The 22,842-nt window shown below is 71.8% G+C and carries 18 protein-coding genes and 1 tRNA gene; 17 read left to right on the forward strand and 2 right to left on the reverse strand.

What is annotated here, in order from left to right:
• Positions 1 to 210 precede the first annotated feature (210 nt).
• The 7 genes from ABT004_RS19245 (at position 211) to ABT004_RS19275 (ending at position 7,738) form a co-directional block, all read left to right on the forward strand.
• Positions 211 to 753 carry a GNAT family N-acetyltransferase gene (locus tag ABT004_RS19245; protein ID WP_351338177.1) on the forward strand — a complete coding sequence of 181 codons (543 nt, stop codon included), beginning with the start codon at positions 211 to 213 and terminating at the stop codon, positions 751 to 753.
• A 65-nt stretch (positions 754 to 818) separates the two neighbouring features.
• Complete coding sequence (locus ABT004_RS19250) at positions 819 to 1,427, forward strand: CGNR zinc finger domain-containing protein (protein WP_351338180.1); 609 nt, start codon at positions 819 to 821, stop codon at positions 1,425 to 1,427.
• A 74-nt stretch (positions 1,428 to 1,501) separates the two neighbouring features.
• Complete coding sequence (locus ABT004_RS19255) at positions 1,502 to 2,107, forward strand: sigma-70 family RNA polymerase sigma factor (protein WP_351338183.1); 606 nt, start codon at positions 1,502 to 1,504, stop codon at positions 2,105 to 2,107.
• Positions 2,104 to 2,916, forward strand: a complete 813-nt coding sequence (locus tag ABT004_RS19260) for an anti-sigma factor family protein (protein WP_351338186.1) — start codon at positions 2,104 to 2,106, stop codon at positions 2,914 to 2,916. The genes ABT004_RS19255 and ABT004_RS19260 overlap by 4 nt, the downstream gene beginning before the upstream one ends.
• Positions 2,917 to 2,996: 80 nt before the next feature.
• Entirely contained in the window at positions 2,997 to 5,390 is a 2,394-nt protein-coding gene (locus ABT004_RS19265; RefSeq protein WP_451192630.1) for a HelD family protein, read from the forward strand.
• 337 nt (positions 5,391 to 5,727) lie between these two features.
• On the forward strand, positions 5,728 to 7,161 hold the full coding sequence (locus tag ABT004_RS19270; protein WP_351338192.1) for an NAD-dependent malic enzyme: 1,434 nt from the start codon (positions 5,728 to 5,730) through the stop codon (positions 7,159 to 7,161).
• Between the two features lie 295 nt (positions 7,162 to 7,456).
• Positions 7,457 to 7,738 (forward strand): HU family DNA-binding protein, encoded by a 282-nt coding sequence (locus tag ABT004_RS19275; protein WP_016645140.1) that lies wholly within the window; start codon positions 7,457 to 7,459, stop codon positions 7,736 to 7,738.
• A 250-nt stretch (positions 7,739 to 7,988) separates the two neighbouring features.
• On the opposite strand, the gene murA is transcribed toward ABT004_RS19275, so the two are convergent.
• Positions 7,989 to 9,329 carry a UDP-N-acetylglucosamine 1-carboxyvinyltransferase gene (gene murA, locus ABT004_RS19280; protein WP_351338195.1) on the reverse strand — a complete coding sequence of 447 codons (1,341 nt, stop codon included), beginning with the start codon at positions 9,327 to 9,329 and terminating at the stop codon, positions 7,989 to 7,991.
• Positions 9,330 to 9,569: 240 nt separating this feature from the next.
• Here murA and ABT004_RS19285 point away from each other — a divergent pair, with 240 nt between their 5' ends.
• From ABT004_RS19285 to ABT004_RS19310, 6 genes are all read left to right on the forward strand, one after another.
• Positions 9,570 to 10,148, forward strand: coding sequence for a YqgE/AlgH family protein (locus tag ABT004_RS19285; RefSeq protein ID WP_351338198.1), 579 nt, complete (start codon positions 9,570 to 9,572; stop codon positions 10,146 to 10,148).
• Positions 10,149 to 10,190: 42 nt separating this feature from the next.
• Positions 10,191 to 10,496, forward strand: coding sequence for a DUF3039 domain-containing protein (locus tag ABT004_RS19290; RefSeq protein ID WP_351338200.1), 306 nt, complete (start codon positions 10,191 to 10,193; stop codon positions 10,494 to 10,496).
• A gap of 119 nt (positions 10,497 to 10,615) precedes the next feature.
• Positions 10,616 to 12,235, forward strand: a complete 1,620-nt coding sequence (locus ABT004_RS19295) for a beta-N-acetylhexosaminidase (RefSeq protein WP_351338202.1) — start codon at positions 10,616 to 10,618, stop codon at positions 12,233 to 12,235.
• Between the two features lie 310 nt (positions 12,236 to 12,545).
• Positions 12,546 to 13,445, forward strand: a complete 900-nt coding sequence (locus ABT004_RS19300) for an FAD binding domain-containing protein (protein ID WP_351338205.1) — start codon at positions 12,546 to 12,548, stop codon at positions 13,443 to 13,445.
• Positions 13,442 to 14,740: a 2Fe-2S iron-sulfur cluster-binding protein gene (locus tag ABT004_RS19305; RefSeq protein ID WP_351338206.1), complete on the forward strand. Its 1,299-nt coding sequence runs from the start codon at positions 13,442 to 13,444 to the stop codon at positions 14,738 to 14,740. The genes ABT004_RS19300 and ABT004_RS19305 overlap by 4 nt, the downstream gene beginning before the upstream one ends.
• Positions 14,737 to 17,046, forward strand: coding sequence for a xanthine dehydrogenase family protein molybdopterin-binding subunit (locus ABT004_RS19310; protein WP_351338208.1), 2,310 nt, complete (start codon positions 14,737 to 14,739; stop codon positions 17,044 to 17,046). Before ABT004_RS19305 ends, ABT004_RS19310 begins: the two co-directional genes overlap by 4 nt.
• A 66-nt stretch (positions 17,047 to 17,112) precedes the next feature.
• Here the strand turns inward: ABT004_RS19310 and ABT004_RS19315 are convergent.
• Positions 17,113 to 17,184: transfer RNA gene (locus tag ABT004_RS19315), tRNA-Cys, on the reverse strand.
• Between the two features lie 390 nt (positions 17,185 to 17,574).
• Here ABT004_RS19315 and ABT004_RS19320 point away from each other — a divergent pair.
• The 4 genes from ABT004_RS19320 to ABT004_RS19335 all read left to right on the forward strand — a co-directional run bounded on the left by ABT004_RS19320 (position 17,575) and on the right by ABT004_RS19335 (position 22,833).
• Positions 17,575 to 18,993: an MFS transporter gene (locus tag ABT004_RS19320; protein WP_351338210.1), complete on the forward strand. Its 1,419-nt coding sequence runs from the start codon at positions 17,575 to 17,577 to the stop codon at positions 18,991 to 18,993.
• A 147-nt stretch (positions 18,994 to 19,140) separates the two neighbouring features.
• Positions 19,141 to 20,943 (forward strand): DEAD/DEAH box helicase, encoded by a 1,803-nt coding sequence (locus tag ABT004_RS19325; RefSeq protein ID WP_351338213.1) that lies wholly within the window; start codon positions 19,141 to 19,143, stop codon positions 20,941 to 20,943.
• Between the two features lie 281 nt (positions 20,944 to 21,224).
• Complete coding sequence (locus ABT004_RS19330; protein WP_351338215.1) at positions 21,225 to 21,866, forward strand: IclR family transcriptional regulator; 642 nt, start codon at positions 21,225 to 21,227, stop codon at positions 21,864 to 21,866.
• 175 nt (positions 21,867 to 22,041) lie between these two features.
• On the forward strand, positions 22,042 to 22,833 hold the full coding sequence (locus tag ABT004_RS19335) for a YlbL family protein (protein ID WP_351338218.1): 792 nt from the start codon (positions 22,042 to 22,044) through the stop codon (positions 22,831 to 22,833).
• Positions 22,834 to 22,842 lie beyond the last annotated feature (9 nt).

A 22,842-nucleotide genomic window follows, 5' to 3' on the forward strand; every position in this document is an offset into this window, starting at 1 on the left:
CCCTCTCCCCCCGCCTCCGCCGGCCCGCGCCGGGGGGGCCCCCGCGCCACCCCACTCCCCCCCGGCGGGGGGGGGGGGGGGCGGGGCCCCCCCCCCCCCCCCCCCCCGGGTCGGCCCCGGGAAGCCGCCTGCTCAATCGCCGCAGGGGCTTGAAAGATGCTGCTCAATCGCCGCAGGGGCTTGATAGGCCGCAGGGGCTTAAATGGGCGCATGCTGATCACCCCCGACATAGAACTCCGCCGCGCCGTCCCTCAGGACGCCCCCGCGCTCGCCGACGCCGTCGTCCGCAACCGGGAGTTCATGAAGACCTGGGAGCCGTACCGTTCCGAGGAGTACTACACGGAGCGGGAGCAGGCCGAGCGGATCGCGGAGCCCGGCGGGGTCACGTGGCTGCTGTTGGACCGGTCCGCCGACGGCCGCGTGGTCGGCCGCGCGGCGCTCAGTGGCATTCACCTCGGCCCCCTGTGCAGCGCCAGCCTCGGCTACTGGGTGGACGCCGACTACCGGGGCCGCGGCCTGGTCCCCGCCGCCGTCGAGGAGATCTGCCGCGCCGCCCGCGACGAACTGGGCCTGCACCGCGTCGAGGCGGGCACGCTCACGGACAACGAGGCGTCCCAGCGCGTACTCGCCAAGTGCGGCTTCGTCCGGTACGGGCTCGCGCCCAAGTTCCTCCACATCAACGGGGATTGGCGCGACCACGTCCTGTTCCAGCGCATCCTCCACGACGACCCGCCGGCGTACGGCCGCTCGTAGCCCGTCAACCCCCGTTCCGGCGGCAGGGGTTCCGGCGGCGCCCGCGGGCGGGCACTGTAGAGGGCATGGCAGCAGTACCCACCGGGCCCCACCCGCCTGCCCCTGCCCCCTACGAGTTGCGCTTCGACTCCGGGCGTCTCTGCCTGGACCTCGTCGCGACCGCGCACCCCGACGAACGCCTCACGAGCCCCGACCTGCTGCGCGCCTGGCTGGTCGGCGCGGGGCTCGTCCCGGCCACCGTCGCGCTGGCGGACCGTTCACCCGCTTGGCTCGCCGCCTTCCATGAACTGCGCGGTCACGTAGGCCAGTTGGTGCGCGGCGAACTGTCGGGCCACCCGTCGTCCGCCGCCCTGGAACGGGTCAACCTGCTCGCCCGCGCGGCCCCGCCCGCACCCCTTGCCGTACGCGCCGCCGACGGCACCCTCGTCCGCTCCCTGCACCTCGAACCCGACTGCCCGGCCCTGCTCGCGGCCGTCGCACGCGATGCCGTCGACCTCCTCACCGACCCGGCCGTCCGCGACGCCCTCCGCCAGTGCGAGGGCGACGCCTGCCCCATCATCTACCTGGACATGTCCCGTGGCCGCAGGCGCCGTTGGTGCTCCAGTGAGGTGTGCGGCAACCGGGAGCGGGTGGCCCGGCATCGGCGCAGAGCGGCGGCGCTGGCGAGGGCGTGAGGCGCTTTCCGCAACTGCCTTTGAACATCCGTGAGTTCGTGTGCGTATCCCTCCCGTGAGCCCAGCCGAGAGACATGGCCGAACAGGGGACACCGGAGGTAGGCGTGCGCAAGGATTCCGCCGTGGCCGATGAACGCCCGCCCCGGGCCCGACATCGCGCACCCCGGCCCCCCGAGCCGGACGAGGAGCTGATGCGCGCGCTCTACGCCGAGCACGCACGACCGCTTCTGGCCTATGTGCTCCGCTTGGTGGCGGGCGACCGGCAGCGCGCGGAGGATGTCGTACAGGAGACGCTCATCCGTGCCTGGAAGAACGCCGGACAGCTCAACCGAGCGACCGGTTCGGTACGCCCCTGGCTGGTGACGGTCGCCCGGCGCATCGTCATCGACGGTCACCGCAGTCGACAAGCTCGGCCGCAGGAGGTCGATCCGTCGCCGCTGGAGGTCATCCCCGCGGAGGACGAGATCGACAAGGCGCTGTGGCTGATGACCCTTTCCGACGCGCTGGAGGACTTGACCCCGGCCCACCGGGAAGTACTCGTGGAGACGTACTTCAAAGGACGTACGGTCAGCGAGGCGGCCGAGACGCTCGGCATCCCCAGCGGCACGGTGCGCTCGCGGGTCTTCTACGCGCTGCGCTCGATGAAGCTGGCGTTGGAGGAACGGGGGGTGACGGCATGACGACGGGGCACGGAACGTACGGTCCCTTCGGGCACGAGCCGGCGGGTGACGTGCACGAGACCGTCGGCGCCTACGCGCTGGGCATTCTCGACGACATCGAGGCGAGCGCGTTCGAGGCGCATCTGGCGACGTGCGAGCGGTGCGCGCGGGACCTGGAGGAGTTCGCGGGCATGGAGCCGATGCTCGCCGCCCTCGCCGACCTGCCGGCCGAGCGCGGCGCACCGCGCGAGCCGACCCCGCAGATCGGCGACTCCCTCGCGGCCCGCCCGAGCCCCCGCCTCGCGGCGTCCCTCGCCGACGAACTGGGGCGCCGCCGCAGGCACAAGCGCAAGCGCGGCCTCTTCCTGGTCGCGGCCGCCGCCGCCCTGATCATCGGCGGCCCGCTGACGGTCCTCGCGGTGACGGACGGAGGCGGCGGCAGCGTCGCGGAGGCCCACCCCACCAGCCCCGCCCAGGACGCCTTCTTCCACCACATGCCCGACAAGGTGAAGGCCACCGACACCACGACGAACGTCACGGCGACGATCGGCATGGAGAAGAAGGCCTGGGGCACCCACACCGTCCTGGAACTGAAGAACGTCAAGGGTCCGCTGAAGTGCTCCCTCGTCGCGGTCGGCAAGAACGGCGAGCGCGAGACCGTCACTACCTGGGCGGTCCCGAAGTGGGGCTACGGCATCGACGACAGTGCGAACGCGAACGCGAAGCATCCCCTGTACGTGCACGGGGGCGCGGCCTTCGACCGGGGCCAGATCGACCACTTCGAGGTCGAGACGCTCGACGGAAAGCGGCTCGTGGAGGTGAACGCCTGACCGCGTGGGCGCGCACGTAGCCCTACGGGGCCCCTTTCGCGTACCTTTGACGGCTGCCCAGCACGTCAGAAGGGGGCCCGGTGGCCGCTCAGGCTCCGCACGATTCAGCGGTGAAATCGGATACGAACCCAGGTGGGGTCGAGGCCGCGGATTCGGTCCGCGACCGTGAGCTCGGTATCGAGCAGATCCACCTCGACGCCGTCTACCGACGCCTCGAAGAGAAGATCCACGAGGCCGAGTTCCTGATGGAGGACGCCACCAAACGCGGCCAGGTCGGCACGCCCGGCGCGCTCGCCGAGCGCGACGCGCAGGTCTTCCGCGCGGGTATCCACCTCAACCGTCTCAACAACGAGTTCGAGGACTTCCTCTTCGGCCGCATCGACCTGCTTCAGGGCAAGGACGGCAAAAAGGGCCCGGACGGCGCGTACACGGCGCTCGAACCGGCGGACGGCGCCGTCCGCGAGGACAACACGGCCGACATCGCCGAGACGCTGCACATCGGCCGCATCGGCGTGCTCGACGCGGACTACTCGCCGCTCGTCATCGACTGGCGCGCCCCGGCCGCCGCGCCCTTCTACCGCTCCACGCCGGTCGACCCCGGCCGGGTGGTGCGCCGCCGCGTCATCCGCTCCAAGGGCCGCAAGGTGCTCGGCGTGGAGGACGACCTGATGCGCCCGGAGCTGACCGCGTACCTGGACGGCGAGCGGCTGCCCGCCGTCGGCGACGGCGCCCTGATGGCCGCCCTCGGCCAGGCCCGCAGCCACTCGATGCGCGACATCGTCGCCTCCATCCAGGCCGAACAGGACCAGGTCATCCGCGCCCCCGCCGCGTCCGTGACCTACGTCGAGGGCGGGCCCGGCACCGGCAAGACGGCGGTGGCGCTGCACCGCGCCGCGTACCTGCTGTACCAGGACCGCCGCCGGTACGCGGGCGGCATCCTGATCGTCTCGCCGACGCCGCTCCTGGTCGCCTACACCGAGGGCGTGCTGCCCTCGCTCGGCGAGGAGGGCCAGGTCGCGATCCGCGCGGTGGGCTCGCTGGTCGACGGGGCGGAGGCCACGGTCTACGACTCCCCGGCGGTGGCCCGGATCAAGGGCTCGTCGCGGATGCCGGGGCTGCTGCGGAAGGCGGCACGCGGCGCCCTGGAGTCGGGGCGCCCGCAGCGGCCCGCCGTCCAGGAACAGCTCGCGTTCGGCGACGACGAGGAACCGGAGGCCGGTCCCGCGCCGACCCCGACGCGGCTGCGCGTCGTCGCCTTCGGCCGCCGCCTGGAGCTGGACGCGAACCGTCTGAGTCGGATCCGGCAGTCCGCCCTCGGCGGCACCGCCCCCGTCAACCATCTGCGCCCGCGCGCCCGCAGGCTCCTCCTCGACGCGCTCTGGGACCAGTCGGGCGCCGGGAGCCGGCACTCCGACCCCGAGCTCGCGGCCGAGCTGCGCTCCTCCTTCGACGAGGACGTGAGCGGTGAGGACGAGTTCATCCACTTCCTCGACGCGTGGTGGCCGGAGCTGACGCCCCGTTCGGTCCTGTCCGCCATGTCCGACGAGCGGCGCCTGGGCCGCTGGGCCCGCCGTGTCCTCAACCCCGGCGAGATCCGCAAACTCGCCAAGTCCCTGCGGCGCGACGCCCTTTCGGTCCACGACGTCGCCCTGCTCGACGAGCTGACCGCCGTCCTCGGCACCCCGGCCCGCCCGAAGAAGAGGCGCGAGTACGACCCGCTCGACCAGCTCACCGGCCTCGAGGAGCTGATGCCGCAGCGCGAGGAGTCCCAGCGCGAGCGCGCCGAGCGCCTCGCCCAGGAGCGCACCGAGTACGCGCACGTCATCGTCGACGAGGCGCAGGACCTCACGCCGATGCAGTGGCGAATGGTCGGCCGCCGGGGCCGGCACGCGACGTGGACGATCGTCGGCGACCCCGCCCAGTCCTCCTGGTCCGACCCGGAGGAGGCGGGCGCCGCCCGCGACGAAGCCCTCGGCTCCCGGCCGCGGCGCCGCTTCACGCTGACCGTGAACTATCGCAACCCGTCCGAGATCGCCGAGCTGGCCGCGAAGGTCCTGGCGCTGGCGATGCCCGGCTCCGAGTCCCCTTCGGCGGTCCGCTCGACGGGCGTGGAGCCGCGCTTCGTCGCCGTACGCGACAAGGCCGGCGACACGGTTCGCGCGGAGGCCGCCCGGCTCCTGGAGCAGGTCGACGGCACCGTCGGCGTCGTCGTGGCGATGAACCGCCGGGACGAGGCGGCCCGCTGGCTGTCCGGGCTCGGCGAGCGCGTCGTGGCGCTCGGCTCCCTGGAGGCCAAGGGCCTGGAGTACGACGCCACGATCGTGGTCTCCCCGGCCGAGATCGCGGACGAGTCCCCGGCGGGTCTGCGGGTCCTGTACGTCGCCCTGACCCGTGCCACGCAGCAGCTCACGGTGGTCTCCGGCGAACGCGACGAACCGGACGCGAACGGGGTGCCGGACCTGCTCCGTGACTGACCCTTGCCCCTGATGTCTCCGGTGTTACCGTTGATGACGGCACCGGCTCGATCCAAGCCCCCGGGCCCAACCATCGTCCCTTAGAGGGACCACTTGCCGCGAGGCGAGCATGGCGGGTCGGTGTCGTGAATGTGAGGCGAGGCCCACGTCACTTTCGTGACGTGGGCCTCGTTCTGTTCCCTCTTCCCGTTTCCCCTGACTTCTCGTATGGTGGAAACTACTTTCCAAAAGATGAATGAACGTTAGCTTCAAAACCCGATGCGACTACCACGTACTCACCGGTAGGTGGGACCATCGGACGGCAACAGCTACACGGTGAAAGCAGAGGAAGTCGGCCATGGCAACGGCGCCCAGCGTCTCCTACTCGATGACGGTCCGGTTGGAGGTCCCCGCGGGCGGTAACGCCGTCTCGCAGCTGACCACCGCCGTTGAGTCCTCCGGCGGCTCGGTGACCGGCCTCGACGTCACCGCTTCCGGTCACGAGAAGCTCCGGATCGACGTCACGATCGCGGCCACGTCGACGTCCCACGCGGACGAGATCGTCGAGGAACTCCGCAAGATCGAGGGCGTGACGCTCGGGAAGGTCTCCGACCGTACGTTCCTCATGCACCTCGGCGGCAAGATCGAGATGCAGTCCAAGCACCCCATCCGCAACCGTGACGACCTCTCCATGGTCTACACGCCGGGTGTGGCCCGCGTCTGCATGGCGATCGCCGAGAACCCCGAGGACGCCCGGCGCCTGACCATCAAGCGCAACACCGTCGCGGTCGTCACCGACGGCTCCGCGGTGCTCGGCCTCGGCAACATCGGCCCGATGGCCGCCATGCCGGTCATGGAGGGCAAGGCGGCCCTCTTCAAGCGCTTCGCCGACATCGACGCCTGGCCGATCTGCCTGGACACCCAGGACACGGACGCCATCGTCGAGATCGTCAAGGCCATCGCCCCCGGCTTCGCGGGCATCAACCTCGAGGACATCTCGGCGCCCCGCTGCTTCGAGATCGAGGCCCGCCTCCGCGAGGCCCTCGACATCCCCGTCTTCCACGACGACCAGCACGGCACCGCGATCGTCGTGCTCGCCGCGCTGACCAACGCGCTGCGCGTGGCGGGCAAGGACATGGGCGACATCCGCGTCGTCATGTCGGGCGCCGGCGCGGCCGGTACGGCCATCCTGAAGCTGCTGCTCGCGGCGGGCGTCAAGAACGCCGTCGTGGCCGACATCCACGGTGTCGTGCACGCGGGCCGCGAGGACCTGAAGGACGCCGACGCGGACTCGCCGCTGCGCTGGATCGCCGACAACACCAACCCCGAGGGCCTGACCGGCACGCTGAAGGAAGCGGTCGTCGACGCGGACGTGTTCATCGGCGTCTCGGCCCCGAACGTGCTGAACGGCGACGACGTGGCCGCGATGGCCGAAGGTGCCATCGTGTTCGCGCTCGCGAACCCGGACCCGGAGGTCGACCCGGCGATCGCCCGTCAGACGGCGACGGTCGTGGCCACGGGCCGCTCCGACTTTCCGAACCAGATCAACAACGTGCTGGTCTTCCCCGGCGTCTTCCGCGGCCTGCTCGACGCCCAGTCGCGCACGGTCAACACGGAAATGATGCTGGCGGCCGCGACGGCCCTGGCCGACGTGGTCACCGAGGACGAGCTCAACCCGAACTACATCATCCCGAGCGTCTTCAACGACAAGGTCGCGGGAGCCGTCGCCGGAGCGGTGCGCGATGCCGCGAAAGCTGCCGGAGTGGTTGTGACGGGGGCCACGACCGCCTGATTACCGGCGCGTCGCGGTTTACGGGGCCCGCGGGACCCATAGGCTGGCCGGGAAACAGGCCCCCGGCCCGCCTCTCACCGGCGCGGTGGCGCCTTCCGTGTTACTCCAAGGGGTGCCGGATTGGCTTTACCGCCGTGGGTAGGGGCAGGATGCCTCTTCAGGCGCAAGGGTCTGGAAGACGGACCCGGGTCCTGGGCCTGACCGAGACCCTGGCAGCATCAACTTTGCTGTTGCCCAACACGCGGCCTGGTCGCGTGGCACGCCTCAACGGCAAGAAGAACACGGGAGTACAAACATGAACCGCAGTGAGCTGGTGGCCGCGCTGGCCGACCGCGCCGAGGTGACTCGCAAGGACGCCGACGCCGTGCTGGCCGCGTTCGCCGAGACCGTCGGCGAGATCGTTGCCAAGGGCGACGAGAAGGTCACCATCCCCGGCTTCCTGACCTTCGAGCGCACCCACCGTGCCGCTCGCACCGCCCGTAACCCGCAGACCGGCGAGCCGATCAACATCCCGGCCGGCTACAGCGTCAAGGTTTCGGCGGGCTCCAAGCTCAAGGAAGCCGCCAAGGGCAAGTAGTTCCTAGGCGCAAGGACGGCCCCCCGGATCCTTCCGGGGGGCCGTCCTTTTTTTGTTCTTTTTTGGGGGGCGCGGGGAACTGCGCGCCCAGCCACGGCACGGCGGGTCTGCGGGCGACCCTCAGCTCTGTGGCCCGTCGCGGCTTTTCGTCTGGTTGCGTTCGCGCGGTTCCCCGCGCCCCTAAAAAACAAAAAACAGGGCCGCCCCCGGTCGACCGGGGGCGGCCCTGGTGGCTACGCGGAGCGAACCGCTAGCCGAGGGCCTTGCCCGGGAGTTCGACCTTCGCGCCGAGCTCGACGAGCTTCTCCATGAAGTTCTCGTAGCCGCGGTTGATCAGGTCGATCCCGTGGACACGGCTCGTGCCCTGGGCCGCCAGCGCCGCGATCAGGTACGAGAAGCCGCCACGCAGGTCGGGGATGACCAGGTCGGCGCCCTCCAGCTTCGTCGGCCCGGACACGACCGCCGAGTGCAGGAAGTTGCGCTGCCCGAAGCGGCAGTTGGAGCCGCCGAGGCACTCGCGGTAGAGCTGGATGTGCGCGCCCATCTGGTTCAGCGCGGACGTGAAGCCGAGACGCGACTCGTAGACCGTCTCGTGGACGATCGAGAGGCCCGTGGCCTGCGTCAGGGCGACGACGAGCGGCTGCTGCCAGTCCGTCTGGAAGCCGGGGTGGACGTCCGTCTCCAGCGCGATCGACTTCAGCTGGCCACCGGGGTGCCAGAAGCGGATGCCCTCGTCGTCGATCTCGAAGGCGCCGCCGACCTTCCGGTACGTGTTCAGGAACGTCATCATCGAGCGCTGCTGCGCGCCGCGGACGTAGATGTCGCCGTGCGTGGCGAGCGCCGCCGACGCCCAGGAGGCCGCCTCCAGACGGTCCGACAGGGCGCGGTGCGTGTAGCCGCCGAGCTTGTCGACGCCGGTGACGCGGATGGTGCGGTCCGTGTCCATCGCGATGATCGCGCCCATTTTCTGCAGGACGCAGATCAGGTCCTCGATCTCAGGCTCCACGGCCGCGTTCGAGAGCTCCGTGACGCCCTCGGCGAGGACGGCCGTGAGCAGGACCTGCTCGGTGGCGCCCACGGAGGGGTAGGGGAGACGGATCTTCGTGCCGCGCAGCCGCTGCGGGGCCTCCAGGTACTGGCCGCCCTCGCGCTTCTCGATCGTCGCGCCGAACTGGCGGAGCACCTCGAAGTGGAAGTCGACCGGACGGCCGCCGATGTCGCAGCCGCCGAGACCCGGGATGAAGGCGTGGCCGATGCGGTGCAGCAGCGGGCCGCACAGCAGGATCGGGATGCGGGAGGAGCCCGCGTGCGCGTCGATGTCGGCCACGTTCGCCGACTCCACGTGCGAGGGGTCCATCACCAGCTCGCCCGGCTCCTCACCGGGGCCGACCGTCACGCCGTGCAGCTGCAGCAGGCCGCGTACGACGCGCACGTCGCGGATGTCCGGGACATTGCGCAGCCGGCTCGGCGCACTGCCGAGGATCGCGGCGACCATGGCCTTTGGCACGAGGTTCTTCGCGCCGCGAACACGGATCTCGCCCTCGAGCGGAGTTCCGCCGTGGACAAGGAGTACATCGTCGGTGACGGTCATGAATCTCGCGTTCCGAAGAGAAGGGCAGGGCCAGGCTCAAGGGTAAGGGCGGCCCGCCCCATATTCGTATGCCTGCGGGTTCCAGGGAGCGTCATGAGTTCGCCACAACACGAAGCGCGCCGGGGAAAGCACAAAGCGTGACGATTTTGTGAAGTGCCGGCCTTCCGCTTCCCCGCGCGCTGAGCTGCGTTCCCGCGGTTGTTGCGCTTGGCTCCCCCCGCGGCGGCCGAATGCGGGATCATGTCAGGCATGACCGAGGTGTCCTCGCTCACAGGGCGGCTGCTCGTGGCTACACCCGCCCTCGCGGACCCGAATTTCGACCGGGCGGTCGTGCTGCTCCTCGACCACGACGAGGAGGGCTCGCTCGGCGTCGTACTGAACCGGCCGACGCCGGTGGACGTCGGGGACATCCTGGAGGGCTGGGCCGGTCTGGCCGGTGAGCCGGGGGTCGTCTTCCAGGGCGGCCCGGTCTCGCTCGACTCGGCGCTCGGCGTCGCGGTCATCCCCGGCGACGACGAGCGGGAGGCGCCCCTCGGCTGGCGGCGGGTGCACGGCGCGATCGGCCTCGTCGACCTGGAGGCCCCGCCGGAGCTGCTCGCGGCGGCGCTCGGCTCCCTGCGGATCTTCGCCGGTTACTCGGGCTGGGGGCCGGGGCAGCTGGAGGACGAACTGACCGAGGGTGCCTGGTACGTCGTCGAGTCGGAGCCCGGTGATGTCTCCGCCACCCGCCCCGAGGGCCTGTGGCGGGCGGTCCTGCGGCGCCAGCGCGGCGAACTGGCGATGGTGGCCACGTATCCGGACGATCCCTCGCTCAACTGACCTCGTTCCGGGACCGGGCGGGCTTAAGTACCCTTGGCGGTTATGAGCACTCTTGAGCCCGAGCGCGGGACAGGTACGGGGACCCTCGTAGAGCCGACGCCGCAGACGTCGAGCGGCGATGGCGATCACGAGCGCTACGCCCACTATGTCCAGAAGGACAAGATCATGGCGAGCGCGCTGGAGGGCACGCCCGTCGTCGCGCTCTGCGGCAAGGTGTGGGTGCCGGGCCGTGACCCCAAGAAGTATCCCGTGTGTCCCATGTGCAAGGAGATCTACGAGTCCATGGGCGCCGGCGGCGACAAGGACAACGGCGGCAAGGACGGCAAGGGCGGCGGCAAGGACAAGTAGTCGCTCCTCCCTTCCCGGTGAGTCCCTGTGAACCTCGGGTGTGCGGTGACGCATGCCCGGGGTTTCGCGCGTCCGCCCCACCATTGCGCGAATTGGTCCAGTCCTCTTAGCCTCCCGCCATGGAACTCATCCCCGCACCCCGTCGGCTGACGCGCTCGGGCGACGGACGCCACGCGCTCGGCGAGCGCACCGGCATCGCGGCGGGGGAGGGGACCGAAGGCACGGCACGCCGGCTGCGCGCGACACTCGGCGCGGCGACCGGTCTCGACCTGCCGCCCAAGGGTGCGGACGAGGGCGACGTCATCTCCCTGCGCATCGACCCCGCCCGCTCCCTCGAACCGGAGGGCTACCGGCTGCGCGTGACGGACGCGGGCATCACGATCGAGGGCGGCTCCGCGGCAGGCGTCTTCTGGGGCGCCCAGACGCTGCGTCAACTCCTGGGCCCCGACGCGTACCGCCGGGCCCCGCTCCCCGGACGCACCTGGTCCGTCCCGTACGTCACCGTCGAAGACGCGCCGCGCTTCCGCTGGCGCGGCATGATGCTCGACGTCGCCCGGCACTTCACGCCGAAGGCCGGAGTGCTGCGCCAACTCGACCTGATGGCCGCCCACAAGCTCAACGTCCTGCACTTCCACCTCACCGACGACCAGGGCTGGCGCGTCGAGATCAAGCGCCACCCGAAGCTGACGCAGGACGCCTCCTGGCGGTCACGGACGAAATTCGGCCACCGCGCCTCGGAGTTGTGGGAGGACAAGCCGCACGGCGGCTTCTACACGCAGGACGACATCCGCGAAATCGTCGCGTACGCGGACGCGCTGCATATCGCGGTCGTCCCCGAGATCGACCTGCCGGGCCACTCGCAGGCAGCCATCCACGCGTATCCGGAACTCGGCAACAGTGATGTCGTCGACACGTCTTCCCTCCCCGTCTGGGACACCTGGGGCGTCAATCCGAACGTACTCGCCCCCACTGACAACACCCTCCGCTTCTACGAGGGCGTCTTCGAGGAACTCCTCGACCTGTTCCCGTCCACGTTCATCCACGTAGGGGGCGACGAGTGCCCCAAGGACCAGTGGAGGCAGTCGCCCACCGCCCAGGCACGCATCAAGGAACTGGGGTTGGCCGACGAGGACGAGCTCCAGTCCTGGTTCATCCGGCACTTCGACACCTGGCTCGGCACGCGCGGGCGGCGCCTGGTCGGCTGGGACGAGATCCTCGAAGGGGGCCTCGCGCCCGGCGCCACGGTCTCCTCCTGGCGCGGCTACGAAGGCGGCATCACCGCGGCGAGGGCGGGCCACGACGTCGTCATGTGCCCCGAGCAGCAGATCTACTTGAACTACCGCCAGGCCCCCGGCGACGAGGAACCGGTCCCCATCGGCTACGTACGCACCCTGGAGGACGTCTACCGCTTCGAACCGGTTCCCCCGCAGCTGAGCGAGGAGGAGGCGCGGCACGTCCTCGGCACGCAGGCCAACGTGTGGACCGAGGTGACGGAGGACGAGCAGCGCCTCGACTACCAGGTGTATCCGCGGCTTTCCGCCTTCAGTGAGGTCGCCTGGAGCGAGCTGCCCGAACCCGCCGCGCGTGACTTCGCGGACTTCGAGCGCCGAATGACCGCGCACTACCGGCGACTTGACGCCCTGGGCGTCGGCTACCGGCCGCCCGGCGGCCCGTTGCCCTGGCAGCGGCGCCCGGGTGTGCTCGGACGTCCCTTCGAAGGGGAACCCCCGAACGTGTGAGCTTGCACGGAGGCGAGGGCCACGCCTCACCGCCCACCTCGCCTCATACGTAGGCGCAGGCCGCCAATTCGCCCCCACGGGTGATCTGGTGCGATATCGGTCATCTATGAGGTGGAAGGGGCGAATGCCTCCTACCGGACCCCCGCTCCGGGCCGGAAGGAAGATGTGCCAGAGTTGCCACCTCCGGCCTGTCAGCACGTACCGTACGGCGGAACAGGCGTAACGGCGGGAACGGCGGTCACGCGCGGACCACGCGGGGACCGGCGCCGTTGCCAGGCACGCGGCCGGACTTCGGGAAGGGGCAGCCGGTTTGACCACGCACGCACCGCAGGCGACGACACAGGCCGCGGTACTTCCGGGTTCGCTCGACGAGGCCGTCGCGGCACTCGCCGCCATGCCCGCCGCCGTACCGGTGGCCGGGGGCACGGACCTCATGGCCCAGGTCAACGCGGGGGGACTGCGCCCCGCCGCCCTCGTCGGACTCGGCCGGATCAGCGAGATCCGCGGCTGGCAGTACCAGGACGGGAACGCGCTGCTCGGCGCGGGCCTCACCCACGCGCGCATCGGCCGCCCCGACTTCGCCGCGCTGATCCCCGGCCTCGCCGCCGCCGCGCGGGCCGCGGGCCCGCCCCAGATCCGCAACGCGGCCACGCTCGGCGGCAACATCGCCTCCGGCGCGCCCGCCAATGACACGCTGCCCGTACTGGCCGCGCTGGAAGCCACGTTGATCATCGCGGGGCGGGGCGGCGCGAGACGCGAAGTGCCGGTCTCGCACCTGCTGGCCGGCATGGAGATGCTCGCCCCGGGCGAACTGATCGGGTTTGTGCGGGTTCCGTTGTTGCATGCTCCGCAGGTCTTCCTGAAGGCGACCGGGCGTACGGGTCCCGGCCGCGCCATGGCCTCCGTCGCGCTCGTCCTCGACCCGGCGCGGCGCGGGGTGCGCTGCGCCGTCGGGGCCATCGCGCCGATGCCGCTGCGGCCCCTGGAGGCCGAGCAGTGGGTGGCCTCGCTCATCGACTGGGACGGCGAACGCGGCGCCCTCGTACCGGAGGCCGTGCACGCCTTCGGCGAGTACGTCGCCGCGGCCTGCGTCCCCGACCCGGACCCCGCTCCTGACGGCACGCAGCAGCAGCTGCCGCCCGCCGTACTGCATCTGCGGCGCACCGTCGCCGTGCTGGCCCGACGTGCACTTGGGAGGGCACTGTCGTGACGAACGAGTACCCCGGCCCCGACGGCTGGGAGCCGGTGCCCCAGGGCGAGTACGACTCCGACGCCACGGCCTTCGTGCAGCTGCCCCCCGAGGGCTTCCCGGACGCGGCGCCGCTCGCCGCGCCGGGGCACGGCTACGTGCCGCCGCCGATCACGGTGGGTCCGGCCACGGGGGCGGCCGCGACCGATCCCGCGTCGACCGGGGTGTGGGTGCTGCCGCAGGATCTCGTTGGGCCGGGGGCGGGGGCCTCCGGCGGTGGGGTGGCTGAGCCCGTGGCGGCCGAGCCTGTGGAGCAGGCGCCGCACCACGGGCAGACCGGGCAGTGGTCCGTGCCGCTGGCCGGGGGTGAACTCCCGGAGGAATCGGGTGAGTTCAGCGCGTCCTCGGTGGGGCGGCAGTGGGGTGGGCAGGTGCCTCCGGCGACGTTGCCGGGGGGTGCGGCGGCGCCGTGGGCCCCGGCGGAGCCCGACGTCGAGGTGGAGCTTCCGCCGCTCGTCTCCCCGGAGGGGCCGGCCGGGCCTGCGTCGCGGGGCTCTGCCCCGGACCCCGCGCCTCAATCGCCGGCGGGGCTTGATGTGCCGGGCTCTCGTTCGCAGAGCGGGCTTGATGGGCACGAGACCGTGGCTGTGGAGGCGTCCGAGGTCGAGGTCGACGCCGTCCCGGAGGAGTCCGAGGGTGAAGACGTCGCTCAGCCCTCGCTTCATGACGATCACCCCCTGGCCAGTTACGTTCTGCGGGTCAATGGTGCGGACCGGCCCGTCACGGACGCCTGGATCGGGGAGTCGTTGCTGTACGTGCTGCGTGAGCGGCTCGGGCTCGCGGGGGCCAAGGACGGCTGCTCGCAGGGCGAGTGCGGCGCGTGCAACGTGCAGGTGGACGGCCGTCTCGTAGCCTCCTGCCTGGTGCCCGCGGCGACCACCGCGGGCAGCGAGGTGCGTACGGTCGAGGGACTCGCCACCGACGGCCGCCCCTCGGACGTGCAGCGGGCGCTGGCCGCGTGCGGTGCGGTGCAGTGCGGCTTCTGCGTCCCCGGCATGGCGATGACGGCGCACGACCTCCTGGAGGGCAACCCGAACCCGACCGCCCTGGAGACCCGCCAGGCGCTGTGCGGCAACCTGTGCCGCTGCTCCGGCTACCGGGGTGTCGTGGACGCGGTGCGCCAGGTGGCCGAGGAGCGGCGGACGGCGGCGGACACCGCGGCCGAGGGCGGCGCGGAAGAGCCGCTGATCCCGCGCCAGGCGGGACCCCCGACCACCGGGGACCCGCAGGACTTTCCGGACGGAGGCCAGGCATGACGAACGAGACGGCCACGACCTCCGTGGCCCCCGCCGCCCCGGAGGCGGAGAGCTTCCCGCACGGACTCGGCACGTCCCTCCCCTCGGAGGAGGCGCACGCCAAGGCGGAGGGCACGTTCCCGTACGCCGCCGACCTGTGGGCCGAGGGCCTGCTCTGGGCGTCGATCCTGCGCTCCCCGCACGCGCACGCGCGCGTGGTGAGCATCGACACCAGCCACGCGCGCGAGATGCCCGGCGTCCTCGCGGTCGTCACGCACGAGGACGTCCCCGGCGGCCCGCTGTCCGGACACCGCGCGTCGGACCGCCCGATGTTCGCCTCCGACGTGGTGCGTCACCACGGGGAGGCGCTCGCGGCCGTGGCGGCCGACCACCCCGACACGGCGCGGATGGCCGCCGCCGCGATCGTCGTCGAGTACGAGGTCCTCGACCCGGTCACGGACCCCGAGCAGTCCTTCGGGGCGGAGCCCCTGCACCCCGACGGCAACCTGATCCGCCACATCCCGCTCCAGCACGGCGACGCAGAGGCGACCGGCGAGGTCATCGTCGAGGGGCTGTACCGCATCGGGCGTCAGGATCCGGCGCCGATCGGTGCCGAGGCCGGGCTCGCCGTGCCCCGCCCCGACGGCGGCGTCGAGCTCTACATCGCCTCCACCGACCCGCACGGTGACCGCGACCTCGCGGCGGCCCGCTACGGCCTGGAGCGCGAGCGCGTGAAGGTCGTCGTCACCGGCGTGCCCGGCGCGACGGCCGACCGCGAGGACCCCAGCTTCCACCTCCCGCTCGGCCTCCTCGCCCTGCACACCGGCTGCCCGGTCAAGCTGGCGGCGTCCCGCGAGGAGTCCTTCCTCGGCCACCCGCACCGCCACCCCACCTTGCTCCGCTACCGGCACCACGCGGACGCGGACGGCCGGCTGGTCAAGGTGGAGGCCCAGATCCTGCTGGACGCGGGCGCGTACGCCGACACGTCGTCCGACGCGCTCGCCGCGGCGGTGTCCTTCGCCTGCGGCCCCTACGTAGTGCCGCACGCCTCCATCGAGGGCTGGGCGGTACGGACGAACAACCCGCCCTCCGGCCACGTACGCGGAGAGGGCGCGCTCCAGGTCTGCGCCGCGTACGAGGCGCAGATGGACAAGCTCGCGAAGAAGCTGGGCGTCGACCCGGCCGAACTGCGCCTGCGCAATGTCCTCGCGACCGGCGACATCCTTCCGACGGGGCAGACGGTGACGTGCCCTGCGCCCGTGGCCGAACTGCTCACCTCTGTAAGGGACTTCCCGCTGCCGCCGCTCCCCAAGGACACGCCGGAGGGGGACTGGCTGCTCCCCGGTGGTCCCGAGGGCGTCGGTGACCCGGCCGCGATCCGCCGCGGCGTCGGCTACGGCATCGGCATGGTGCACATGCTCGGCGCGGAGGGCGCGGACGAGGTCTCCACGGCCACCGTGAAGGTCCAGGGCGGCGTCGCGACGGTCATCTGCGCCGCCGTGGAGACGGGCCAGGGCTTCGCCACGCTCGCCCGCCAGATCGTCCAGGAGACGCTCGGGATCGAAGAAGTCCACGTGGCGCCCGTCGACACCGATCAGCCGCCGGCCGGACCCGGCTGCCGGGGCCGGCACACATGGGTGTCGGGCGGAGCGGTCGAGCGGGCGGCCAAGATGGTCCGCACCCAGCTCCTCCAGCCGCTGGCGCACACGTTCGGCATGTCCACGGAGCTGCTGCAGATCGCGGACGGCAAGATCACGTCCTACGACGGCGTGCTCTCGACGACCGTCGAAGAGGCCATGGACGGCAAGGAGTTGTGGGCCACGGCGCAGTGCCGCCCGCACCCCACGGAGCCGCTCGACGCCTCCGGCCAGGGCGACGCCTTCGTCGGCATGGCCTTCTGCGCGATCCGCGCGGTGGTGGACGTGGACGTGGAGCTCGGCTCGGTGCGCGTGGTCGAACTCGCGGTCGCCCAGGACGTCGGCCGCATCCTCAATCCCGCCCAGCTCGCGGCCCGTATCGAAGCGGGCGTCACCCAGGGCGTGGGCGCGGCCCTCACGGAGAACCTCCGCACCCCGAAGGGCATCGTCCGCCGCCCCGACCTCACCGGGTACGCCCTGCCCACCTCGCTCGACACCCCCGAGATCCACATCGTCAACCTGGTCGAGGAGCGCGACGTGGTCGCTCCCTTCGGCGCGAAGCCCGCGAGTGCGGCGCCGGTGGTCGCGGCGCCGGCGGCCGTCGCGTCGGCGGTCCGTGCGGCGACCGGGCGGCCGGTCAACCGGTTGCCGATCAGGCCGCAGGCGGCGGTGGCCGAGCCGGCCGGCTGAGCGGCGCCTTCCCGCACGAGGAAGGGGCGCCCCGCTTCCCGCGGGGCGCCCCTTCCTCGTGCACAGAGGCCGTGACCGGAATCGAACCGGTGTAATTCGCTTTGCAGGCGAATCCCTAAACCACTCGGGCACACGGCCAAGCTGCCGCTCACGCTACGGGCCCGCGATCACCGTCCTCAAGGCCTCCCGGCGCCCCGCAACGCGACTGCCACACGCCGTTCATACAAGCCCCCACCCCACCCCTTCCCGACAGTCCTGCCGGACGGGCCTGCTCAATCGCCGCAGGGGCTGTAAGCAGTCCTGCCGGACGGGCCTGTTCAATCGCCGCAGGGGCTGTAAGCAGTCCTGCCGGGCGGGCCTGTTCAATCGCCGCAGGGGCTGTAAGCAGCCCCGCTCTTGTGACGAGAGCCCGCGGGGTCCGGGGCGGAGCCCCGAGGCGTGGGGGCCGGTGGCCTACGACCAACGGACCAGCCGGGCCCCGTCTCCCGACAGGGGTCAGCGCCGGAAACGCCTCTTACCCTGAACCGCATGGCCGCCCTCGAAAACGACACCATCATCGCCGCGTCGGAGACCGAAGGCGTCCTCGGCCGCACCTACCGCGCACTCAGCATCGGCATCGTCACCGTCGTGCTGCTCATCGCCTTCGAGGCGACCGCCGTGGGAACCGCGATGCCCGTGGCGGCCCGGGAGTTGGACGGCGTGTCGCTGTACGCGTTCGCGTTCTCCGGCTTCTTCACGACCAGCCTGTTCGGGATGGTGCTCGCCGGGCAGTGGGCCGACCGGAGCGGGCCCCTCGGCCCCGTCACCGCCGGGATCGGGTCCTTCGCCGCGGGGCTCGTGCTCGCCGGGACCGCGGGCACCATGTGGATGTTCATCGCCGGGCGGGCCGTGCAGGGGCTCGGCGGCGGACTGGTGATCGTCGGGCTCTACGTAGTGGTCAGCAGGGCCTACCCGGAGCGGTTGCGGCCAGCGATCATGGCGGCGTTCGCGGCGAGCTGGGTCGTGCCGTCGATCGTCGGGCCGCTGGCGTCCGGGGCTGTGACCGAGCACCTCGGCTGGCGCTGGGTGTTCCTCGGGATCCCGGTCCTCGTCGTGCTGCCGCTCGCGCTCGCGCTCCCCGAGGTGCGGCGGCGGGCCGGCGGGCCGCCCGAGGGCGCCGCCCCTGCCGCCTTCGACCGGCGCAGGATCCGGCTCGCCCTCGGCATCTCGGCCGGCGCCGGGCTGCTCCAGTACGCCGCCCAGGACCTGCGGCCGCTGTCCCTGCTCCCCGCCGCCGTCGGCCTTGCCCTGCTCGTGCCGTCGGTGCTCGGGCTGCTGCCCCGTGGCACGTACCGGGCGGCGCGCGGGCTTCCGTCCGTGGTGCTGCTGCGCGGGATCTCGGCCGGGTCGTTCATCGCGGCCGAGTCCTTCGTGCCGCTGATGCTGGTGACGCAGCGGGGCCTCAGCCCCACGCTCGCCGGGCTCTCCCTCGCCGCGGGCGGCGGCACCTGGGCGTTCGGTTCGTGGCTTCAGTCCCGGCCGCGCGTCGAGCCGTACCGGGAGCGGCTCGTCGCCGGGGGCATGGTGCTGGTCGCCGCGGCCGTCGCGGTCGCGCCGAGCGTGCTGATCCAGGCCGTGCCCGTGTGGACGGTGGCCGTCGCGTGGGCCTTCGGCTGCCTGGGGATGGGGCTCGTGATCTCGTCCACGTCCGTGCTGCTGTTGCAGCTGTCCGCGCCCGAGGAGGCCGGGACGAACTCCGCCGCGCTCCAGATCTCCGACGGGCTCTCGAACGCGCTGCTGCTCGCCGCCGGCGGCGCCGCCTTCGCGGCCCTCGGCGGGGGAGCGGTGGGGCACGGTGTCGCGCAGGGGGCCGGGGGCTCGCACCCGGCCGCGTTCACCGCCGTGTTCCTGCCGATGTCGGCCGTCGCGCTGGTGGGCGTATGGGTGGCCTCACGGCTGCGGAAGTAGACGCGGCAGCCGCCCAGTTGATCTGTGACACACGTCCCAACCACCCCGCCCCCGGCCTCGCCCGGCGCGCTCGTCAACCTCGGCACCGGTAGGGTGGCCCGGTTGTCATACGTAGCCGTGCCGTCCAGCTTTGAGTAACCGGAGACCGTGACTACTACATCCACCACTCCGTCTGCCTCGTCCGCCCATCTGTCACCCGCATTCCCCGGCCGCGCCCCCTGGGGCACGGCCAACAAGCTGCGTGCGTGGCAGCAGGGTGCGATGGACCGGTACATCCAGGAGCAGCCGCGCGACTTCCTCGCGGTCGCGACCCCGGGCGCCGGCAAGACCACGTTCGCGCTCACCCTCGCGTCCTGGATGCTGCACCACCACGTCGTGCAGCAGGTCACCGTGGTCGCGCCGACCGAGCACCTGAAGAAGCAGTGGGCCGAGGCCGCCGCGCGGATAGGCATCAAGCTGGACCCCGAGTACAGCGCGGGACCGCTCAGCAAGGAGTACCAGGGCGTCGCCGTCACATACGCGGGTGTGGGCGTGCGGCCGATGCTGCACCGCAACCGCAGCGAGCAGCGCAAGACGCTCGTCATCCTCGACGAGATCCACCACGCCGGTGACTCGAAGTCGTGGGGCGAGGCCTGCTTGGAGGCCTTCGAGCCGGCCACCCGCCGCCTCGCGCTCACCGGTACGCCGTTCCGCTCCGACACCAACCCGATCCCCTTCGTCCAGTACGAGGAGGGCAGGGACGGCATCCGGCGCTCGGCCGCCGACTACACGTACGGCTACGGTCAGGCGCTCGCCGACAGCGTCGTGCGGCCGGTCATCTTCCTCTCGTACAGCGGCAACATGCGCTGGCGCACGAAGGCCGGTGACGAGATCGCGGCCCGGCTCGGCGAGCCGATGACCAAGGACGCCGTCAGCCAGGCCTGGCGCACCGCGCTCGACCCGCGCGGCGAGTGGATGCCGAGCGTGCTGCGCGCCGCCGACGCCCGCCTCACCGAGGTCAGGAAGGGCATCCCGGACGCGGGCGCCCTCGTCATCGCCTCCGACCAGGACTCGGCCCGCGCGTACGCGAAGCTGATCCGCGAGATCACCGGCAGCAGGGCCACAGTCGTGCTCTCCGACGACACCGGCGCCTCGAAGCGGATCGACGAGTTCGCGGCGGGCGACGACCGGTGGATGGTCGCCGTCCGCATGGTGTCCGAAGGCGTCGACGTGCCGCGCCTCGCGGTCGGCGTGTACGCCACGACGATCTCCACGCCGCTCTTCTTCGCGCAGGCGGTCGGCCGCTTCGTGCGATCGCGGCGCCGCGGCGAGACCGCGTCCGTCTTCCTGCCCACCGTCCCCGACCTGCTCGGCTTCGCCAACGAGATGGAGGTCGAGCGCGACCACGTCCTCGACAAGCCGAAGAAGGACGAGGAGGAGGACCCCTACGCCGAGTCCGAGAAGGAGATGGACGAGGCGAACCAGGAGCAGGACGAGGACACGGGGGAGCAGGAACAGTTCTCCTTCGAGGCCCTCGAGTCCGAGGCCACCTTCGACCGGGTCACGTACAACGGCGCCGATTTCGGCATGCAGGCGCACCCCGGCAGCGAGGAGGAGCAGGACTACCTCGGCATCCCCGGCCTCCTCGAACCCGACCAGGTGCAGCAGCTCCTCCAGAAGCGGCAGGCGCGGCAGATCGCGCACAGCAAGAAGAAGCCGGACAGCGAGGCCGACCTCCTGGAGCTGCCCGCGGAGCGCCGCCCCGTCGTCTCCCACAAGGAGCTGATGGAGCTGCGCAAGAAGCTGAACACCATCGTCGGCGCGTACGTGCATCAGACCGGGAAGCCGCACGGTGTGATCCACACCGAGCTGCGCCGGGTGTGCGGGGGGCCGCCGAGCGCGGAGGCGACCGGCGGACAGCTGCGCCAGCGCATCGCCAAGGTGCAGGAATGGGCCACCCGCATGAAGTGACATGGGGATCAAGTGCGGGCAATCGCGCACATCTCCGGCCGTTGACTGACCGGATTCTGGACGGAGTCTTCCGCTCAGCGGGACGACCTCGCTACATTCCGGGCAACGCACACGCCCCGTGGCAGAGCCGCCGCGGAGCGCAGCCGGTGCGTAAAAGACAGCCGTAAGCAGCCCAGCGCCTGATCACCGACCGGCGGCCTCTGACGCGCGTCGCCCACGGGACAGGTGACGCGACCCCCGCGCAGGAGGCCGCCGTCCCTCACCACTAAGGAGTGGGCGTCGTGACCGCGGAGACCTCCCAGACGCTCGACCGGGGACTGCGCGTCCTCAAACTGCTCGCAGACACCGACCACGGCCTGACCGTCACCGAGCTCTCCAACAAGCTCGGCGTCAACCGGACGGTCGTCTACCGCCTGCTGGCCACCCTTGAGCAGCACGCCCTCGTCCGCCGCGACCTGGGCGGGCGAGCCCGTGTCGGCCTCGGCGTCCTCCGCCTGGGCCGCCAGGTGCACCCGCTGGTCCGCGAAGCCGCCCTCCCGGCGCTGCGGGCACTCGCCGAGGACATCGGGGCGACGGCCCATCTCACGCTGGTGGACGGTACGGAGGCCCTCGCCGTGGCCGTCGTCGAGCCGACCTGGACCGATTACCACGTGGCGTACCGCACGGGCTTCCGGCACCCGCTCGACCGGGGTGCCGCGGGTCGCGCCATCCTCGGCGCGCGTCAGGGTGTGCTCCCCGAGACCGGCTACACCCTCACGCATGGCGAACTGGAGGCCGGTGCGAGTGGGGCGGCGGCGCCGCTCCTGGGTGTGACCGGGCTGGAGGGCAGCGTGGGCGTCGTCATGCTCTCGGACTCCGTCCCGGAACGCGTTGGCACCCGGGTCCTGGACGCGGCCCGCGAGGTGGCGGACGCACTCCGCTAATCCCTCCAAGCCCCCACCCCACCCCTTCCCGAAAGTCCTGCCGGACGGGCCTGCTCAATCGCCGCAGGGGCTCCCATGGAGCCCCGCCGGCGACTGAGGCGCGGGGTCCGGGGCGGAGCCCCGTGGCCGCAACGCCGTCGCCGGTGGAACAACAACGCCACGTTAGAGTCAACCCGTGCTCAATCGCCTCAGCCGCCCCACCGCCCTGGCCCTCTGCGCCGCCCCCGTCATCGCGCTGCTCGCGGTGGCGGGCTTCGCCCCGCTCCCGTTCTCCGTGGCCCAGCCGGGCCCCACGACGAACGTCCTGGGGAAGTCGGACGGCAAACCCGTCATCGACATCAGCGGCGCCCCCACCCGCCCCACGGAGGGCAAACTCCGCGCGGTGACCATCGTGGCGACCGGCCCCGACGCCTCCGTGCACCTCGGCGACGTACTCGACGGCTGGTTCGCCGAGGACCGGGCCGTCATGCCGCGCGACGCCGTGTACCCGTCGGGCGACTCGACCAAGGAGGTCGAGCAGCACAACCAGCAGGAGATGAAGGGCTCACAGGACGCCGCGACGGAGGCCGCCCTGGCCTACCTCGGCAAGCCCTCGAAGGACATCAAGGTCGACCTCCAGCTCGGCGACGTCGGCGGCCCGAGCGCCGGCCTGCTCTTCTCCCTCGGCATCATCGACATGCTGGACGGCGACGGCAGCGGCGGCGACCTCACCGGCGGAAAGTCCATCGCGGGCACCGGCACCATCGACGCCAAGGGCAAGGTCGGCCCGGTCGGCGGCGTATCTCTGAAGGTGCAGGCCGCCGACCGGGACGGCGCCACGGTCTTCCTCGTACCGAAGGCCGAGTGCTCGGACGCGAAGGCGTCGGCGCCGAAGTCGATGAAGCTGATCTCGGTGAGCACGCTCAAGGACACGATGACCGCGCTGACGAACATGGAGAAGGGCTCGGGCACCGTCCCGCAGTGCTGAGCCCTCAAC

It is taken from the genome of Streptomyces sp. NPDC002790 (assembly GCF_040295505.1).
Lineage (GTDB): Bacteria > Actinomycetota > Actinomycetes > Streptomycetales > Streptomycetaceae > Streptomyces.

What these genes read in the sequence shown, in the direction of transcription:
- ABT004_RS19245 (WP_351338177.1), top strand. Translation starts at nt 211, where the DNA reads ATGCTGATCACCCCCGACATAGAACTCCGCCGCGCCGTCCCTCAGGAC.
- ABT004_RS19250 (WP_351338180.1), top strand. Translation starts at nt 819, where the DNA reads ATGGCAGCAGTACCCACCGGGCCCCACCCGCCTGCCCCTGCCCCCTAC.
- ABT004_RS19255 (WP_351338183.1), top strand. Translation starts at nt 1,502, where the DNA reads ATGGCCGAACAGGGGACACCGGAGGTAGGCGTGCGCAAGGATTCCGCC.
- ABT004_RS19260 (WP_351338186.1), top strand. Translation starts at nt 2,104, where the DNA reads ATGACGACGGGGCACGGAACGTACGGTCCCTTCGGGCACGAGCCGGCG.
- ABT004_RS19270 (WP_351338192.1), top strand. Translation starts at nt 5,728, where the DNA reads ATGGCAACGGCGCCCAGCGTCTCCTACTCGATGACGGTCCGGTTGGAG.
- ABT004_RS19275 (WP_016645140.1), top strand. Translation starts at nt 7,457, where the DNA reads ATGAACCGCAGTGAGCTGGTGGCCGCGCTGGCCGACCGCGCCGAGGTG.
- murA (WP_351338195.1), bottom strand. Translation starts at nt 9,329, where the DNA reads ATGACCGTCACCGACGATGTACTCCTTGTCCACGGCGGAACTCCGCTC.
- ABT004_RS19285 (WP_351338198.1), top strand. Translation starts at nt 9,570, where the DNA reads ATGTCAGGCATGACCGAGGTGTCCTCGCTCACAGGGCGGCTGCTCGTG.
- ABT004_RS19290 (WP_351338200.1), top strand. Translation starts at nt 10,191, where the DNA reads ATGAGCACTCTTGAGCCCGAGCGCGGGACAGGTACGGGGACCCTCGTA.
- ABT004_RS19295 (WP_351338202.1), top strand. Translation starts at nt 10,616, where the DNA reads ATGGAACTCATCCCCGCACCCCGTCGGCTGACGCGCTCGGGCGACGGA.
- ABT004_RS19310 (WP_351338208.1), top strand. Translation starts at nt 14,737, where the DNA reads ATGACGAACGAGACGGCCACGACCTCCGTGGCCCCCGCCGCCCCGGAG.
- ABT004_RS19320 (WP_351338210.1), top strand. Translation starts at nt 17,575, where the DNA reads ATGGCCGCCCTCGAAAACGACACCATCATCGCCGCGTCGGAGACCGAA.